A 15,524-nucleotide genomic window follows, 5' to 3' on the forward strand; every position below is an offset into this window, starting at 1 on the left:
CCTAAATTCGCGTTAATTTTACTGACTGCTGCATTCCACAGCAAAACCCCGCCTTATACGCAGTTGTGCACAAAGTTATCCACAATCACATCGGTATTTTCAACCGAGAGCCCTAAATGATGCACTAAGTTTAGTTAACATCACCCTTAAGGTAGCCCTACACACATTACCTGGCCTGTAGATAGACCCGTTTTAGTTCCCTGCCCTTTATGAGATCCCGGCCAAAAAGGAATATCGTCTATATATAAAGGATAGATAATGTGAGTCTGTACCGCATCACGGGGTTTTACGTCGTTGTAGTCGGGAGGCAACATCGAGTTTACCGGCCTTTACCACCCTTCTTTTCTTCTTTGTGTTCTCCCGTCGGCTTTATCTCTTCTATATATATGCATTCAGATCTACAGGGGTGACCCTGACCCCGAATCTGTTCCAATCATAATCAGGAGTAACCGTCTTCGTATACTGGCAACCCTATCCAACGAAAAGCGTTTACGAAATACAGGGCTGCCAAAAGGAAAATCGAATTGATGCCGTTTGAGCGGGCATCCCAATTGTGGGGACAGACACTGAAAGAAACATTCCTGGCCGGTCACAACGGTATTAAGTAATAAGACCCCCTCAGAAATGAGGTCTATTTACATACATATGGTGCAAAGGCGACCCACGTCTGGACAAGCTGGCTGGAATCGTAAAACCTCAGCGCATTATGCCAACCACCATGGAATTCGTTGATATTGCAGTTCTGGTAAAAGGCGCGTCGAAAGACGAAGGCCTGGGCAACCAGTTCCTGACCAACATTCGTGAAACCGAAGCTATCGGCCACGTGGTGCGCTGTTTCGAGAACGACAACATCATCCACGTGAATAATAAAGTGGACCCGGCTGATGACATCGACGTTATCAATACCGAGCTGGCGTTGTCCGACCTCGATACCTGCGAACGTGCGATTCACCGCGGACGGAAGAAAGCTAAAGACGGCGATAAAGACGCAAAAGCTGAACTGATTGCGCTGGAAAAATGCCTGCCACAGCTTGAGAACGCTAGCATGCTGCGTTCGTTGGAGCTGGCCGAAGAAGACAAGGACACTATCAAATATCTGAACTTCCTGGTGCTGAAACCAACCATGTACATCGCCAACGTTAACGAAGATGGTTATGAAAATAACCCATACCTCGATATCGAGCGTGAAATCACCGCAGCTGAAGGTTCCGTTGTGGTTACCGTCAGTGCTGCGGTTGAATCAGGCAGCGGGTAAATCCACACCGACTTCGAAAAAGGCTTCATCCGCGCACAAACTATCGCGTACAAAGACTTCATCACCTACAAGGGTGAGCAAGGCGCGAAAGAAGCCGGAAAGATGCGTGCTAAAGGCAAAGACTACATCGTTAAAGATGGCGATGTGATGAACTTCTTGTTCAACGTCTACATCTCCTTCTTCGTATCACCCTTAAGAAAATCCGCGCAATGGCGTGGATTTTTATTTTCAGAACGGTTCAAACCGTGGAAAAAAAATATTCTTAGCTAAAACGAGATATTGAATAGGGTGAAAGATCGAAGTTTGCGTTCTTTTCAAACACCAGATCGGCAATTAATCTGCCGGTCGTTGCCGACTGCGTCAGCCCGAGATGCCCATGACCAAAGGCATAAAAAACGTGCTGGTGTAAACCAGATCGGCTGATGACTGGCAGGCTGTCTGGAGTACTTGGACGGTGCCCAGCCCAGGCAATACCTTCTGTATTTTTCAGTGTTGGCAAATACATTTTTGCCAGTTTGGTCAACACTGCTGAACGCTTATAGTTTGGTTTATTCTCAATCCCTCCGAACTCTGCTGCTCCGCCAATGCGCAAACCACAGCTGAGAGGGGTGACGACAAATTTTCGTTCGGCAAAGATCACTTCACGAGACAGAGTTATTCCCGACTGCTGAATGGTGGTGTTATAACCCCGCTCGCTCTCCACACAACTCTTCTCGCCCAACAAATGGGCCAGCGATTTCGACCAGACACCTGCGGCAATCACCACGTCATCCGTGGAAAAAACTCGTCCATCAGTCAGTTTTATCTGCTGAACACCGTGATCTGCGACATGGAGGTTTTGAACTTCACCCTGAATAACTTTGACACCCTGTTGAGTCAGCCACTGGCGCAACTCATCAACAATGACCTTCGGGTCGCTGACATAAGCCGCCTGAGAGGCAAAAACCGCATGTCGAACCCGCTCACCCAGGGCAGGCTCAAGCGTCCTGGCCTCGTTAGCGGAGAGATACTGCATCTCCACCCCCGCCTTTTTCCGCATCTCCCAGGTCGGTTTATCCGCCTCAAAACCGGCGTCACTCTCATAGACAATCAACGCACCGTTGCGATGTAGTTTGTCGGTTAAGCGAGCCTCTTCGAGCATCGGCAGCAGATCGTCGTACACCCGAAGATTCAAGGCTGATAAAGCCCGATGAATACGCAGCGACTCTTTTTGCTTGCCCGCCTTATAAAACCGATAAAGCCAGGGAAGCAGTTTTAACGCATAGGAAGGTCTGACGGAGAGTGGTCCCAGAGGGTCCAGCATCCAACCAGGCACTTTCCAGAATACGCCGGGGACAGCTGCTGGATTCACTTCCATAACGGCTATCGAGCCAGCATTACCAAATGACGTTTTATCCCCCGCGGGATCTCGGTCAATAATGGTAACTTGTGCCCCTTCTTTATAAAGATAATAAGCGACTGAAAGTCCGATAATCCCTGCGCCAACGACTGTCACTTTTTTCATGTCTTTACCTTAGCCTTGCGGTTATGCAGGCTGCTGTTTTTCACACAATGAGGAGTCATCTTTCACAGCCTTAACGCAGATTAATCAAGTCCTGATACAAGGAGTCACTAATATTCAGCCCCTGAGCGAGGCTTTGTTCACGCGCAGCGTAACGCCGTTGTGAAGGAAGACGCGCCCCTTGTCCCACGATGGAATCAAACAGCACTTCTGCTCGCTGCAGATTATCTTCTGTAGAAGCCCCCAGGAAACCCTGCGGGTTGAAAGCTATCAGCAATTCACCATGGTAAGGCGATGAGTTCGTACCCCGATCGTATTCCAGTGATTCAGCACTGGTCAGGTCACCAATCAGTGGACCAGCAATCAGCTCAATCATCGCCGCCAGAGCAGACCCTTTATGGCCGCCGAAGGTCAACATCGCGCCATGGTCAATAACCTCGGCAGCATCGGTGCAGGCGTTGCCAGCACGATCAATACCCCATCCTTCCGGGATCGTTTTACCCTCACGCCGATGGAGTTGAATCTCCCCCCGAGCCACCTCACTGGTGGCAAAGTCGAAGATAAAAGGAGGGAAGTTTTTACGTGGCCAGCCAAACGCCATTGGGTTGGTACCAAATACCGGGGATTGTCCCCCAGCCGGTGCAACCCATGCATGGCTGGGCGTAAAGGCCATCGCCACCAGATCGGCATCAGTCAGCTTTTCAATTTCTGCCCACAGGGCGGAAAAGTGCACGCAATGATTAATCGCCATCGCCGCGATCCCCTGAGCGCGCGCTTTCTTCTGCAACAAAGGCAAACCTGCCTCAAAAGCTAACGGAGAGAAGCCCCCCTGAGCATCAACTGCCAGCAACCCTGGGGCGAGATCTTTGATTTTTGGTTGTGCATCGGGGATCACTTTGCCGTTTTTCAAGGTGCTCACACAGCCCAGGGTTCGCCATAATCCGTGTGATGCACAGCCATCAATCTCGCCCGAAACAATGGTTTCCATCACAGCATTAGCATTGGGTTGGTCGAGCCCGGCATTGAGTAGAATATCCAGAACCAACTCTTTGGCCTGATCAATACTGAGTTTCATGCTGGATCTCCTGGAGCTGATCGCAGGTGTAAACGCCGTTCACCAGACGCATGATCCCCAGAGGGTTTCCATCCTGCAACGCCTCTGGCAGCAAGTGCTGAGGATAGTTTTGGTAACAAACTGGGCGCAGGTAGCGATCGATTGCCAGCGTGCCTACCGAACTACCACGAGAGTCAGATGTCGCAGGATAAGGTCCGCCATGTACCATGGCATCACAAACTTCCACCCCGGTAGGATAGCCATTTAGCAACAGACGTCCGGCTTTTTGCTCCAGTACCGGCACCAAAGTAGAGAATTGCTGTAAGTCCTCCGGCTCGGCAATCAGCGTAGCGGTGAGTTGCCCGCGCAGCCCTCGTAGAGTTTGCAGTAATTGTTCAGCATCCTGCACTTCTATCACCACAGTAACTGGACCAAAGACTTCTTCTTGTAATAGCGCATCACCCTCAATCAGCAATTGAGCTTCAGCCTGAAACAGCTGCGGGCTAGCCTGTTTGCCGTTTTGCTCTTTGCCCGCCAGTTGGATAACTCCATCATGCTGGCGTAGCGCTGACAGACCTTTTTCATAACTGGCCAGCGTGCCCCGATTTAACATGGTTTGCGGCGGGCTGGCATCGATTCTGTCTTTCAACGTCTGCATAAATGCACTGAATGCCACAGAGCGAATGCCGATAATCATGCCGGGATTAGTGCAAAACTGCCCACAACCTGCGGTCACAGAATCAGTTAGCTCACCAGCAATTTGCTCCCCACGCTGGATTAACGCCTGTGGCAATAAAATTACCGGATTGATGCTGCTCATTTCGGCAAATACCGGAATGGGATGTGGGCGTGCAGCGGCCATGTCGCAGATAGCACGACCGCCTTTTAAAGAGCCGGTAAAGCCTACGGCCTGTATAGCCGGATGTTTAACCACGACCGCGCCAATATCCTGGCCATAGATCATATTAAATACACCAGCAGGCATACCGCATTTATCGGCGGCACGAAGAATGGCATCAGCTACATATTCTGCGGTGGCCATATGGCCTGAATGAGCTTTCATCACAACCGTACAGCCAGCCGCCAGCGCCGATGCGGTATCGCCACCTGCGGTAGAAAAAGCCAACGGGAAGTTGCTGGCACCAAATACGGCAACTGGCCCTACTCCCATACGCACCTGGCGGAGATCAGGACGCGGTAAGGGCTTTCTTTTCGGTAGTGCGCAGTCAATGCGTGCGCCCAGGTAATCGCCACGGCGCAACACGGTAGCAAACAAACGCATCTGCCCGCTCGTACGCGCCCGCTCTCCCACAATACGTCCCTGCGGTAATGCAGTCTCGCGCATCACCAACTGGATAAAGTCGTCACCAAACGCATCAAGTTCATCAGCGATAGTTTCAAGAAATTCCGCTCGTTGCTCAGGAGACGTCAGCCGGTACTCGGCAAAAGCCGATTGAGCGCCGTCACAGGCCTGGTTAGCCTCACTTTCGGTTGCCTGGTAAAAAGAGAAAGGCAAGGCTTCCCCACTGTGCGCATCATAACTGGTCAGCGTTTGGTTACTTTGGCCGCTTCTCTTACCTTTGATGTAATTTTTTCCAACAATGCTCATCGTGATGATCCTGTGTCCATGTGATGATAAGTAAAGGTTTCAGTGCTTACCCTGCGAGGGCAATCATGTAACGCCCCAGGCAAAAGGATCCTCTTTATCAATCAATAACGTTGTTTCTGCACAGACCGAGGCACTGCCGCGAATAACAGGCTGAATGCCTTTTTCCAGGGGTTCATAGTGAGCTTCAAAGACGCTGCCAATCACGCTGGCTTGTCGCCAGATCTTGTGCGCAGGCAATTTCCCGTCGGCAGCCAGACAGGCAAGCTTAGCGCTGGTTCCTGTTCCGCAAGGCGAGCGGTCATAAGCTCCACCGGGGCACATAACAAAACTGCGGCTGTCGGCAGAGTCATCACTGGAAAACAACTCAATATGATCAATCAGCTCGTCATTTTCAGCGAAAATGGCTTGCCGCTGTAACTCTCTTTGGATCTCCACAGTGAACTCGGAAAGCCTGGAAATATTCTCTCGGGAAATCGTCAAGCCATGGTCATTAACCAAAAAGAACCAGTTTCCTCCCCAGACAATATCACCGGTTATCCTGCCCAAGTTTGGGCTTTCCAGAACCACCGCTTTTTTATATCGCCAGGAAGGAACATTACGCACGCTGACCGAATAGTCTTCATGCAATATAGCCGTGACGTCGCCAACTGGTGTTTCCAGCTTGTGCGTTCCGGGGGAGATTTTCCTCATATAGGCCAGCGAGCGCACCAATCCGATAGTGCCGTGTCCACACATGCCGAGATAGCCGGCATTATTGAAAAAAATGACTCCAGCACTGGCCGAAGGATCGACCGGTGTGCAAAGTAAAGCGCCAACTAACACATCATTACCACGAGGTTCAAGAATGCAGGCGCGACGATAATGGTCATATTCGCGAGCCAAAATTTCCCGTCTCTCTTTCATTGAGCCATTACCCAGGTCAGGAAAACCGTCTATCACCAGACGAGTCGGTTCTCCGCCGGTATGAGAGTCGATAATGGAAATTCTTTGCATAATTATTTCCTCAAGGATGCGTGTTATTTTTGATTTAGGTTGTCCAGTAGCGACTGGCAAACACCGTATATATGTTGTTTCAGTATGGCGACGACCTTTTCCACCTCTCCTTTGCGGCATAAGGCAATAATTTCGGCATGTTCGCGATCGGCTCTGGCTTTGCCGTCAGAGAGACTGATCTGCATGCGCAGATATCGTTCCAGTTTCTGGTTGATCATCCTCACTGTTTCCACAATCAGTGGGCGATTAGCCGCATGATAGAGCGCGGCATGAAACTCCCAGTTCAGATTCGACCAGTTCTGGATATTGGTATCAGAAACATAGCGCTCATAAGCTTCGTCAATAAGGGCAAAGTCACGATCCTTCATCGCAGGCACCGATAACTCCAGAAGGCGAACCTCCAGTAAGATCCTTATTTCGAATAACTGAGCCAGCTCATCGTCACTCATCCTTGTCACAATGGCGCCGCGATTCCTGACAAAAATAACCAGCCCTTCCGCCTCGAGTTTTTTTAAAGCTTCACGGACTGGAATCTTGCTGACATTAAACTTTTTGGCTACCTCATCCTGGCGAATAGGTTCATTTTCATCGAAATATTCACTGAGAATGGCTCGCCTTAAATATTGAGCAATGACCTCTGAGGTCGAAGGCACTTTTGTCAAATCAGGTGTGTCAAATGGCTTCATATTCACCTTTCACTTTTAACCGTTGGCCTTCTTCCTCAATTGAAGTCATCAATTCAATCAAAGTCGTGACAGACCAACATCAGGAAGCACTGGACGATTTTCCAGAGCTATCCGCATAATTTCATAGACATGCTCACGATCTGCACCTTGTAATGCCAGACGTGGCGGACGGGTTAACGCGCTCCCTCGACCTGCGATTTCTTCACACAGCTTGATACATTGCACTAAATCAGGGCGGGCATCGAGATGCAGGATAGGCATCAGCCATTCGTAGATAGGCATGGCCTCAGCAAAGCGGCCCTCTTTGCACAGGCGGAAAATGGTTTCACCTTCTTTAGGGAAGACGTTAGACATGCCGGATATCCAACCCTCGGCACCGACAGCGAGACTTTCCAGTACTACATCATCGAGGCCTGCAAACAGAATAAAGCGATTACCCACACGGTTGCGGACATCAATAAAACGACGGGTGTCGCCTGAGCTGTCTTTGAAGCAAACAATATTCTCGCAATCAGACAGCGAAATCAGAATATCAGGGGTCACATCATTCTTATAAATTGGTGGGTTGTTATATACCATCACCGGCAGATTCGTGTTGTTAGCCACATATCTGAAATGCTGAGCTGTTTCGTGGGGCTTGGAACTGTAAACCAATGCTGGCATGACCATGATGCCATCAACCCCCACAGCTTCAACGGCTTTGGCTACTTTTGCCGCACCCACGCTTGTAAATTCAGCAATACCACAAATAACAGGGATTTTTCCGTTGGCCGCATCTTTAGCGACTTCCGTGACAGCCATTTTCTCGTCAATGGTCAGAGATGTGTTTTCACCCACGCTGCCACAGACAACCAATCCTGAAACGCCATCTTTTACCAGATTACTAATAACTTTATGCGTCGCGTCCAGGTTGACCGAAAAGTCCTCATTGAACTGAGTGGTAACCGCAGGGAAAACGCCAGTCCAGTTAACATTGTGCGTCATTATCATTTCCTTAATAGTTAATTAATTAAATAATTTTTGCATCATGCAATAGCGAACCTGTTTCTACAGATCCTTCATTTTGGAAACTTTCTTCATCTTCACTTTCTAAATCAACAAGGGGTTTAGGCAGGCCTACCGCAGCACCCCAGTAATAAATAGCCAGTGCGGAAACTGCCACGACGAGCGTATCAAACGGGTGAGTAATATAACTATGGCCGCCAAAGGTTCCCGCCCAGGATAAAACCATCATGACAATATAAAAACCGACCAACCATGAAGAAGAAATAATCTGTTGCTTCAAAGATATTTTTTTCGTTGGCGCAAATCTTGAGAAAATAATATAACCAACAAAGATGACCAACTGCACGCCCAGCAACCAGGAGAGAGTATTCCATCCTGACCAGTAAACAATGAACGAAGCAATAATAAAGGATAATGGGCCGATAACTGTAAAGCCTGAAACCCTGAATGGACGAGCAAGTTCAGGATGACTCTTCCTTAATGCAGCAGCAGAAATTGGTGCCAGAGCATAGCTGAGTACCAGCGCTGCCGAGACGACGTTAATCAGGGCCTCCCATGAAGGGAATGGCAGCGTCCAGAAAATTGACAACCCAAAGGTCAGCCACAATGCAGGCCGTGGTATCCCTGATTTTTCATCAATATTGGTAAATATACGAAATAGCGTTCCTGACTTTGCCCAGGCATACACAATACGTGGTGTGGCATTCATATAAATGTTGCCACATCCAGCCGGAGAAATAATCGCATCGGAAACCACCAGGTAGCTCAACCAGACTACACCCAGAGTCAAAGCAATATCACGGTAAGGCAATGAAAACTCCTTACCGATATTATGCCAACCTTGCGCTAACATTTCGGTCGGGATACTACCGATAAACGCGAGCTGTAATAAAATATAAATTACCGCTGACAGCAATACCGATAGGATCATCGCAATAGGAATTGTTTTCTGCGGATTCTTAACTTCACTGGCCACAGAAATAATCGGCGTCAAACCCAGATAGGCAAAAATCACCCCACCTGCGGAGACCGCCATTTCAATACCGCTCATTCCAAAAGGGGCAAATCCGGCAACTGTTAAGTTAGCGGGTTTAAAGAAATAATACAGCGTCAGAATAACCAATAGAGGAACGACAAACTTGAAAATACTGATGATATTGTTAGTTCTGGCAAAAGTTTTCACGCTGTTGTAGTTGATGTAGAAAAAACCACAGAGGAGCAGAAACTGAACAAGCCAGCCAAGAAGAGTAGGATTACCTGTCCCAGCAAGGGTTAATTCGGGGAACCAGGCCCCGGCATACTGCCTTGCAGCGACAACCTCAATGGCAACCAGGCTAGTAAACGCGATGACGGTGATAGACCCCATCAAATAACCCAACAGCGGGCCGTGCGAAATAACCGGGTAGGAAATGACGCCACCAGCTCTAGGCAAAGCAGCACCCAACTCGCAAAAAACAAGCCCCAACAGGAAGACAGCAAAACCCCCGATCATCCATGAAAAGATCCCTGCCGGTCCTGCAATCGCGGAAACATGGCTGGCGGCAAACAGCCAACCCGATCCAAAAATTGCTCCCAGACCAATAAACGTCAGGTCAGTGAGTGTGAGCTGCTTCTTAAATTTTCCAGACATAAACACCCCTACTTCATCAGGTTTGATCGTGCTTTACCGTTCTTTTTTATCCGCCCACAACAAAGTATATCGTATACGATTTAACTTAGAACAAAACACGAACTCCTGTGGAGTAGTCGTGTTTTGATTTTTTTCGATTAACTTTAGATGGCTGACGAGAACGATCACTTTAGGTGTATCAGTCGTACCAATACCGCACAGCTCGGAACGATTTTTGAAACACTACATTTACATTAGCAACATTTCTGTGACATGTGACTCATTCAGGCGAATTTCATCCTCGATGAGGCTTTGTTGAATAAATCGAACTCTTGGTCGCCACCAGGATCAGATCACCAAATTCCTGACTCTGTAGCGGTATCCCGTGACAAAACAAAAGTTCAAAATCACCAACTGGAACACCTACAACAAGGCGCTCGGTGGCGGAAACGGCGATGTATCGTGTAAAGCAACTATTCGGTGGTCATTTGACCCTGTGGGGTTACGATGCCCAGGTTGGAGAGGCTATGGCGATGATCTGTGCCTTAAACAAAATGACACGTGCAGATATACAAGAAAGTGTCCGGATTACCTGAGGAACTGACTGACATGGGGCCTTTTATCTAAATCTGATTTATTCAACAAAGCCGGGTTCTGTGTGGGTACAAACATTATCGAACCAAGATATACCCGCATCAGTAAGTTGATGTAGATTGAATCAGGTTGACTTATGTTGACTGAAAAAGCGAGAGGAGCCTTACGGGGACTGGATTTTAGGCATAAAAAAAGACCTCAGTTGAGGTCTATTTACATACTGTTGGTGCGAAGGCCGGACTCGCATAAACCAATCAATAAACTGTTTTCAATACGTTTTATTTTCAACGCTACTGCTTTATACCCGCACTTGTACCCACAAACAGAAATCCGTACAAAAATCAGACACTGCTAACGGGCACAAAGCCATACCAGTACAACACCAATATGGCGGCCAAGACAAGGGTTAAGCAGGTAAGAATGTTTTCTTCAGAGGCACCAAAAGTTTGGTCTCAATATCAACTTGCTCGTAGTTTTCAATGAGCGCCCGAACGAGATCATCAAGCGTCCAAAGAGTCAGAGGAATCGTCGAGCGATCGGCCTCATAGCGAGCATCCTTACTAAAGCCGCCGGTACTGACATAAAGTCCGCGATCATCTTTATGGCGACCACCAATAAAGCTACGAATCTGTTGGCTTCCCATCTGCTCTCTACGATGTTTCACCTCAACTATAATACGCGGATTTTCAAAACCAAATCCATCGGGCGAAGCAATAATATCTTTACCCCGGTCGGCCCCCGCTGGAGAAACCTGCGTTTTATATCCCATGCTGCGCAAGACTCCAGCAACAAGGTTCTGCATTTCGTCCCAATCGAGAGAGTTGATTCGATCTTTGATACCCTCAAACGCTAGCATTTCCATGTCACGAAGCGGATCAGAAACGACTTCATCTTCATCCATTGCATTTGGATTCTGAACAATAACATCTATGGTAGGTTTCTTATCCTGCAAAAGCTCTTCTAGCGCATATTCCGGGAGTTGGAAAACCGTCAGTGTGGAGCCCAGAGTATTTTTTGTAGCAACAGACAATCGGTCACGGTCGATTTCTTGAGTATTCCATTTAACCTGCCGAGCGATCCCCATTCCCTCTTCCACCCATTCAGGATGATATTGGAAGTCTGATGTAACTTTGCCTAGCAGATAAGTACGGTTGGCTGGAGAATAGGTAATAACCCAATCACTCTTTTGGATTTCGTTCACAAAACGCCAGACCTGCGATGCTCCAGAACGGGCTGTTCCTAGCTTCGTTAAGGGGTCTGCTTCCTGGTATAAAGCGAGCAACTGGGATCGGGACAGACCGGGTTTGACCAAAGGAGCCAGCTGAGGCCAACCGATTCCCACAATTTGTTTATCGCGGAAATCGTCATAGAGTTTGCCGCCGTCACCGCGAATCATCCACATTCTGTTGCCCATACCCGTCCCTTCATGAGGAAAAGAAATTAAGCTGGATCATAATCTTGTTCGCCGCATGCGTCAAAACCATCAACAACGACGGACCAGCATTCCCGGATTGTGTTTGCGATGATGTGCCCAGTTAAAATTACAGCCTCAAGTTGCATGATATTTCGTCCATATAAGCAAAAGCACCGGCCCGCATCAGCTGGTGCTTTTGTAATAAGTAAATAAATATGTCTGGAATATGAATCAGGGAGGCTATTCCCAATATTCAACGTGTTGCGTTAATACGATTTTCAATAAACCAGTTGCCTGTCGCGCCCGCAGAATATCGACAGCCCGCAGGTATGGGGACTGTTCTTGCCAGTTGAATCCCCTGCGATCAATACGAACCAGTTCGTACTTATCCACCAGAAAGTTAACGGCATCAGCCAGCGTAATACCAGCAGTGATATGTTCCTGAATAACAGTCTCATCACTGAATGGTGTGTCGTTCAGTGTCAGGCCATAGTGCTGTTCCAGCAGGCGTGTCAGTAACATTTGCCAGACAGACACGGGCGAAAGACATAGCTTCGCCGCCTGCGGAGTCGTTGCAGGTAGAGTTTTCATGTTTGCTCTCGTGAAATTAGTTAGCGTTGAGTGGGATAAACGGCGATGTATATGTAGCCGCAACTGCCAAGGGTATCGGCTTCACAGGTAAAACCGTTGTGGTACAGGGTGACACAGTTGGCATGGTGAGGATTCATTTCACCAGTGGTCAGCATCAACTCCATCTGGCTAATAAAATGCGGAAATGCCGCATCCAGCTTCAGACATTCGGCATTACTGAATTTGCCGGTCATACTGGCCCGGTCAACCAGATAGTGCAGCCGGTTGCCCTCCTGCACCAGACGTGCTCCCAGGTGCGGCGTGATATCCCGCTGCAGTCCCCATGTGACATTACTTCTCATCGGGCTTCTCCTTTAGGGTGATACTCATCAGACAGGCATAGGGCCCGTTGCGGTCCTGGCGGCGTTCGGCGTATACCGCCAGCACGCCGGGAATATCAGGAACTACCTGACCAGTGTAATGACAGACACTGCCATGCCAATGGTATCTGCCTGTGCAGTATCGAAAAATGCGGGAGGCCGGATGTCGACGGTGCCCGGCGTTTACTGATAATTTTCATGTAACCCCTCACAGCAGACCATGTTCAGCAAACGACAATATCTGCGTGCCACCGACGATAAGATGGTCAGGCACACGGATATCAACGAGCTGGAGCGCCTGCACCAAACGCTGCGTGATGGTCTTATCGGCCTGACTGGGTGCGATGTCGCCGGAGGGATGGTTATGCGCCAGTATCACTGCTGCCGCATTGAAATACAGGGCGCGTTTGACCACCTCACGGGGATGTACCTCGGTACTGCTGATGGAACCGGCAAACAGGGTTTCGTGGGCAATCAACTGGTTCTGCTGGTTCAGGTACAGCACCATAAATTCTTCGCGCTCCAGTCCCGCCATTTTCAGTTTCAGCCAGTCACGGGCAGCCTGGGTGGACGTGAATGCTACACCTGTTTCTCGCAGGTGTCGGCCAAGTAGCGTTAAAGCACGTTTTACCGTGCGTTGTGCGGTCAGTGAGAGTACCGGAGCCAGTGGGGTAAGTGACTGTTCCATAGTGAGTATCCTTAATCAATAATGCGTAAAATGGCGCTGAATTCAGGGTGCTGCAGGGCGTAATCCCGCAGGCGGTAATAGTGCTCCGTCATGGCATCGCATTCGGTGCGACAGGCATGATGACTGTACTCGATCAGGCACACCGCAATGCCCGCCGCCTCAGCGCTCATTTCCGCGCTATTGCCATTCATGTTATTGAACAACTTCCATTTCTCGTCATCTTCAGCTTCAGGTGCCAAAAATGCGCCACCGTTACTGAGTGTGCGGAAGTTCCAGATACCGCCGCTGTAGTCTCCGCAGAAGCGGTCCATCCAGCCAAAGATTCGGGGCTCGAGAACTATCCACTGTGGGATACGCCCAAAGTGCTGTGGCCAGAAGCCAGTACGCTGCTCATCAGGTACGAGGCTGGTAGCGATTTGTACATCAGCAATAATAGATGTGTGGGTGTTCTCAGTTTGTGTGGTCATGGTTTTACTCCGTAATAAAAAATGCCTGCCTGTCAGGACTGGCATCAAGTGAGTTATGGATTAAAAGCGCGGGACAGGAAGGCAACGAAACCGGCTCAGACATCACACCCTCCTTAAATGCAAAAAGCCCCTGTTGCGTGAGCAGCAGGGGCTGTGTTTATTTTATGTCGATAGCGGTATCAGTATCCGGTTTTCACTTTATACATCAGCAGTGTTTTACTGCCCCGGGTGACTTTCACGAACAGGGCATTATCCTTCACGGTCCGCACGAAACCGGCCTTCACATCACCCTGACAGTCACCGCCATCGTAGGGCACATTAATGCCGGTCCCATGTACCAGGTCGATAACACCAAAATTATTATCAGCACAGGCAGTACCCGGCCAGTCCTGAATCAAAGCAAATTTATGGTCGTCACTGACACCGGTCAGCGAGCAAACGGAGCTGTTGATATCGTCTCCCTGACACCAGTACGACTCGCCCGGGTTATCTTTATCCATCAGTTGTTCGGGTAACTGTGCGGCACTGGTGGGAAAGGCGGCCAGAGACAGCACAATGGCGGATACTGCAGTTATCATTCTGAACATGGTTTACTCCCTGAACCCTCAGTGGCGCATGGCTGCACTGATTTGTTCTGTGCCAGTCATGGCATGATTAAAAGCGTTTATAGCGGAACAGTTCTTTTCCCTGGTACAGCACCACCAAGTCGTCGTAATCTGGCTTTTTGTGGTTAGGCAAAAAGGTGACAGTCGTTCCCGGACGACACAGGTCTTTCACGGTGACACCGAATTTCTGGTCAGGTGTGATGGTGAAGCCTTTTGACGCTTCATCACGCCTGATGCTTATCCAGCCCCACAGGCCGCCTTCGCAGTCTTTAAGCGGCGCTGAGCGTATCGTTACCATTACGCCCATCCGGTCGACGGACATAGCCTCACACTTCCCTGTAACCTGACGGTGTGCATCACACCAGAATATATTGCCGTTGTTGTCATTGACTGCAGCAGGTAGTACCCGGTTATAGGGTGCAGCCTGCACAGTGACGCAGGTCAGCAGACTGCCTGCTATGAGCAGCGCTCTGAACAGATTTTTCATGTTGATTTCCTTAAAAGAGAATCCACTGGTTTAAGGCCGGTGGGAATACGTCAGGCCACCAGCGTCAGGAACAGCATGACCAGCCAGACCCAGAAATAAGCTGGTTTCTGCCCCAGTGATTTCGCCCGTCGCCAGAGATAGAACGGTACCAGCCACGCCAGCTTGCCGAAGGCTGCTGTATCCACCCCTGCCTTACGCAGGCGTCTTTCATCCAGATAACCCAAGGCAATATTGAGCAGCAGTGTAATAAACCAGTACTGCCCACCCGATACGGCGTCATATGCTTCCTCAAACGCCATCCCGCTCAGTCCTGCCGTCCACAGCTCAAGCGCGTAGCCAATGATCGGGGCAAAGGCCAATGTCCAGACGACACCACCCGGAATACGGTGCCCCGGAAGTGCAGGTGGTGTGATGCGCTGTGCCAGAGCGGCCATCAGCGGGGTGGCGGATAAGGGCTGCCAGTCGGTCATGCCCAGCTGCCACACCAGTGTGGAGGCGGTAAGTTCGCCGCATTTGATGCGCTCTGTCATTTCTTCTTCAGTCACACCGTCGTGACGGACGCCATTTTTCTCGTAATGCCAGTTCATGATTCTCCTTATCTCTGAAA

At 49.4% G+C, this 15,524-nt stretch carries 15 protein-coding genes and 3 pseudogenes; 2 read left to right on the forward strand and 16 right to left on the reverse strand.

Annotation, left to right across the window (positions count from 1 at the left end; all coding sequences use genetic code 11):
• Positions 1-658: 658 nt before the first annotated feature.
• Positions 659-1,525, forward strand: a pseudogene (locus FH968_RS13390) (redox-regulated ATPase YchF); the annotation flags it as partial.
• Here FH968_RS13390 and FH968_RS13395 read toward each other — a convergent pair.
• The 7 genes from FH968_RS13395 to FH968_RS13425 form a co-directional block, all read right to left on the reverse strand.
• Positions 1,518-2,759 carry an FAD-binding oxidoreductase gene (locus FH968_RS13395; protein WP_139880329.1) on the reverse strand — a complete coding sequence of 414 codons (1,242 nt, stop codon included), beginning with the start codon at positions 2,757-2,759 and terminating at the stop codon, positions 1,518-1,520. The pseudogene FH968_RS13390 and the gene FH968_RS13395 overlap by 8 nt on opposite strands.
• A gap of 70 nt (positions 2,760-2,829) precedes the next feature.
• Positions 2,830-3,831: an Ldh family oxidoreductase gene (locus FH968_RS13400; RefSeq protein WP_139880330.1), complete on the reverse strand. Its 1,002-nt coding sequence runs from the start codon at positions 3,829-3,831 to the stop codon at positions 2,830-2,832.
• Entirely contained in the window at positions 3,815-5,419 is a 1,605-nt protein-coding gene (locus FH968_RS13405) for an aldehyde dehydrogenase (NADP(+)) (protein WP_139880331.1), read from the reverse strand. The genes FH968_RS13400 and FH968_RS13405 overlap by 17 nt, the downstream gene beginning before the upstream one ends.
• Positions 5,420-5,482: 63 nt before the next feature.
• Positions 5,483-6,412 (reverse strand): 4-hydroxyproline epimerase, encoded by a 930-nt coding sequence (locus tag FH968_RS13410; RefSeq protein WP_139880332.1) that lies wholly within the window; start codon positions 6,410-6,412, stop codon positions 5,483-5,485.
• A 23-nt stretch (positions 6,413-6,435) separates the two neighbouring features.
• Complete coding sequence (locus FH968_RS13415; protein WP_139880333.1) at positions 6,436-7,098, reverse strand: GntR family transcriptional regulator; 663 nt, start codon at positions 7,096-7,098, stop codon at positions 6,436-6,438.
• 57 nt (positions 7,099-7,155) lie between these two features.
• Positions 7,156-8,082 carry a dihydrodipicolinate synthase family protein gene (locus tag FH968_RS13420; protein WP_139880334.1) on the reverse strand — a complete coding sequence of 309 codons (927 nt, stop codon included), beginning with the start codon at positions 8,080-8,082 and terminating at the stop codon, positions 7,156-7,158.
• 25 nt (positions 8,083-8,107) lie between these two features.
• Entirely contained in the window at positions 8,108-9,733 is a 1,626-nt protein-coding gene (locus tag FH968_RS13425) for an APC family permease (protein WP_139880335.1), read from the reverse strand.
• A gap of 410 nt (positions 9,734-10,143) precedes the next feature.
• Here FH968_RS13425 and FH968_RS13430 point away from each other — a divergent pair.
• A pseudogene (locus FH968_RS13430) lies at positions 10,144-10,308 on the forward strand (IS5/IS1182 family transposase); the annotation flags it as partial.
• Between the two features lie 404 nt (positions 10,309-10,712).
• On the opposite strand, the gene FH968_RS13445 reads toward FH968_RS13430, so the two are convergent.
• The 9 genes and pseudogenes from FH968_RS13445 to FH968_RS13485 form a co-directional block, all read right to left on the reverse strand.
• Positions 10,713-11,720: a restriction endonuclease gene (locus FH968_RS13445; protein WP_139880336.1), complete on the reverse strand. Its 1,008-nt coding sequence runs from the start codon at positions 11,718-11,720 to the stop codon at positions 10,713-10,715.
• Positions 11,721-11,960: 240 nt separating this feature from the next.
• Positions 11,961-12,311, reverse strand: coding sequence for a TA system toxin CbtA family protein (locus tag FH968_RS13450; protein ID WP_139880337.1), 351 nt, complete (start codon positions 12,309-12,311; stop codon positions 11,961-11,963).
• Positions 12,312-12,331: 20 nt separating this feature from the next.
• Entirely contained in the window at positions 12,332-12,652 is a 321-nt protein-coding gene (locus FH968_RS13455) for a type IV toxin-antitoxin system YeeU family antitoxin (protein WP_139880338.1), read from the reverse strand.
• Positions 12,642-12,870: pseudogene (locus tag FH968_RS13460) on the reverse strand (DUF987 family protein). Before FH968_RS13460 ends, FH968_RS13455 begins: the two are co-directional and overlap by 11 nt.
• Positions 12,871-12,878: 8 nt before the next feature.
• Entirely contained in the window at positions 12,879-13,358 is a 480-nt protein-coding gene (locus FH968_RS13465; protein ID WP_139880339.1) for a RadC family protein, read from the reverse strand.
• Positions 13,359-13,369: 11 nt separating this feature from the next.
• Positions 13,370-13,825, reverse strand: a complete 456-nt coding sequence (locus tag FH968_RS13470) for an antirestriction protein (protein ID WP_139880340.1) — start codon at positions 13,823-13,825, stop codon at positions 13,370-13,372.
• A gap of 179 nt (positions 13,826-14,004) precedes the next feature.
• Positions 14,005-14,403 carry a hypothetical protein gene (locus FH968_RS13475; protein WP_370451507.1) on the reverse strand — a complete coding sequence of 133 codons (399 nt, stop codon included), beginning with the start codon at positions 14,401-14,403 and terminating at the stop codon, positions 14,005-14,007.
• 76 nt (positions 14,404-14,479) lie between these two features.
• A complete protein-coding gene (locus tag FH968_RS13480) occupies positions 14,480-14,917 on the reverse strand; it encodes a hypothetical protein (protein WP_139880342.1) in 438 nt (145 codons plus the stop codon).
• A 50-nt stretch (positions 14,918-14,967) separates the two neighbouring features.
• On the reverse strand, positions 14,968-15,504 hold the full coding sequence (locus FH968_RS13485; RefSeq protein WP_139880343.1) for a DUF4339 domain-containing protein: 537 nt from the start codon (positions 15,502-15,504) through the stop codon (positions 14,968-14,970).
• Positions 15,505-15,524: the final 20 nt, after the last annotated feature.

This window comes from Buttiauxella sp. B2 (assembly GCF_006376615.1).
GTDB lineage: Bacteria > Pseudomonadota > Gammaproteobacteria > Enterobacterales > Enterobacteriaceae > Buttiauxella.

Bases quoted from the DNA above. Each gene is read 5' to 3' on its own strand.
- FH968_RS13395 (WP_139880329.1), bottom strand. From the start codon at position 2,759: ATGAAAAAAGTGACAGTCGTTGGCGCAGGGATTATCGGACTTTCAGTC.
- FH968_RS13400 (WP_139880330.1), bottom strand. From the start codon at position 3,831: ATGAAACTCAGTATTGATCAGGCCAAAGAGTTGGTTCTGGATATTCTA.
- FH968_RS13405 (WP_139880331.1), bottom strand. From the start codon at position 5,419: ATGAGCATTGTTGGAAAAAATTACATCAAAGGTAAGAGAAGCGGCCAA.
- FH968_RS13410 (WP_139880332.1), bottom strand. From the start codon at position 6,412: ATGCAAAGAATTTCCATTATCGACTCTCATACCGGCGGAGAACCGACT.
- FH968_RS13415 (WP_139880333.1), bottom strand. From the start codon at position 7,098: ATGAAGCCATTTGACACACCTGATTTGACAAAAGTGCCTTCGACCTCA.
- FH968_RS13420 (WP_139880334.1), bottom strand. From the start codon at position 8,082: ATGACGCACAATGTTAACTGGACTGGCGTTTTCCCTGCGGTTACCACT.
- FH968_RS13425 (WP_139880335.1), bottom strand. From the start codon at position 9,733: ATGTCTGGAAAATTTAAGAAGCAGCTCACACTCACTGACCTGACGTTT.
- FH968_RS13445 (WP_139880336.1), bottom strand. From the start codon at position 11,720: ATGGGCAACAGAATGTGGATGATTCGCGGTGACGGCGGCAAACTCTAT.
- FH968_RS13450 (WP_139880337.1), bottom strand. From the start codon at position 12,311: ATGAAAACTCTACCTGCAACGACTCCGCAGGCGGCGAAGCTATGTCTT.
- FH968_RS13455 (WP_139880338.1), bottom strand. From the start codon at position 12,652: ATGAGAAGTAATGTCACATGGGGACTGCAGCGGGATATCACGCCGCAC.
- FH968_RS13465 (WP_139880339.1), bottom strand. From the start codon at position 13,358: ATGGAACAGTCACTTACCCCACTGGCTCCGGTACTCTCACTGACCGCA.
- FH968_RS13470 (WP_139880340.1), bottom strand. From the start codon at position 13,825: ATGACCACACAAACTGAGAACACCCACACATCTATTATTGCTGATGTA.
- FH968_RS13475 (WP_370451507.1), bottom strand. From the start codon at position 14,403: ATGATAACTGCAGTATCCGCCATTGTGCTGTCTCTGGCCGCCTTTCCC.
- FH968_RS13480 (WP_139880342.1), bottom strand. From the start codon at position 14,917: ATGAAAAATCTGTTCAGAGCGCTGCTCATAGCAGGCAGTCTGCTGACC.
- FH968_RS13485 (WP_139880343.1), bottom strand. From the start codon at position 15,504: ATGAACTGGCATTACGAGAAAAATGGCGTCCGTCACGACGGTGTGACT.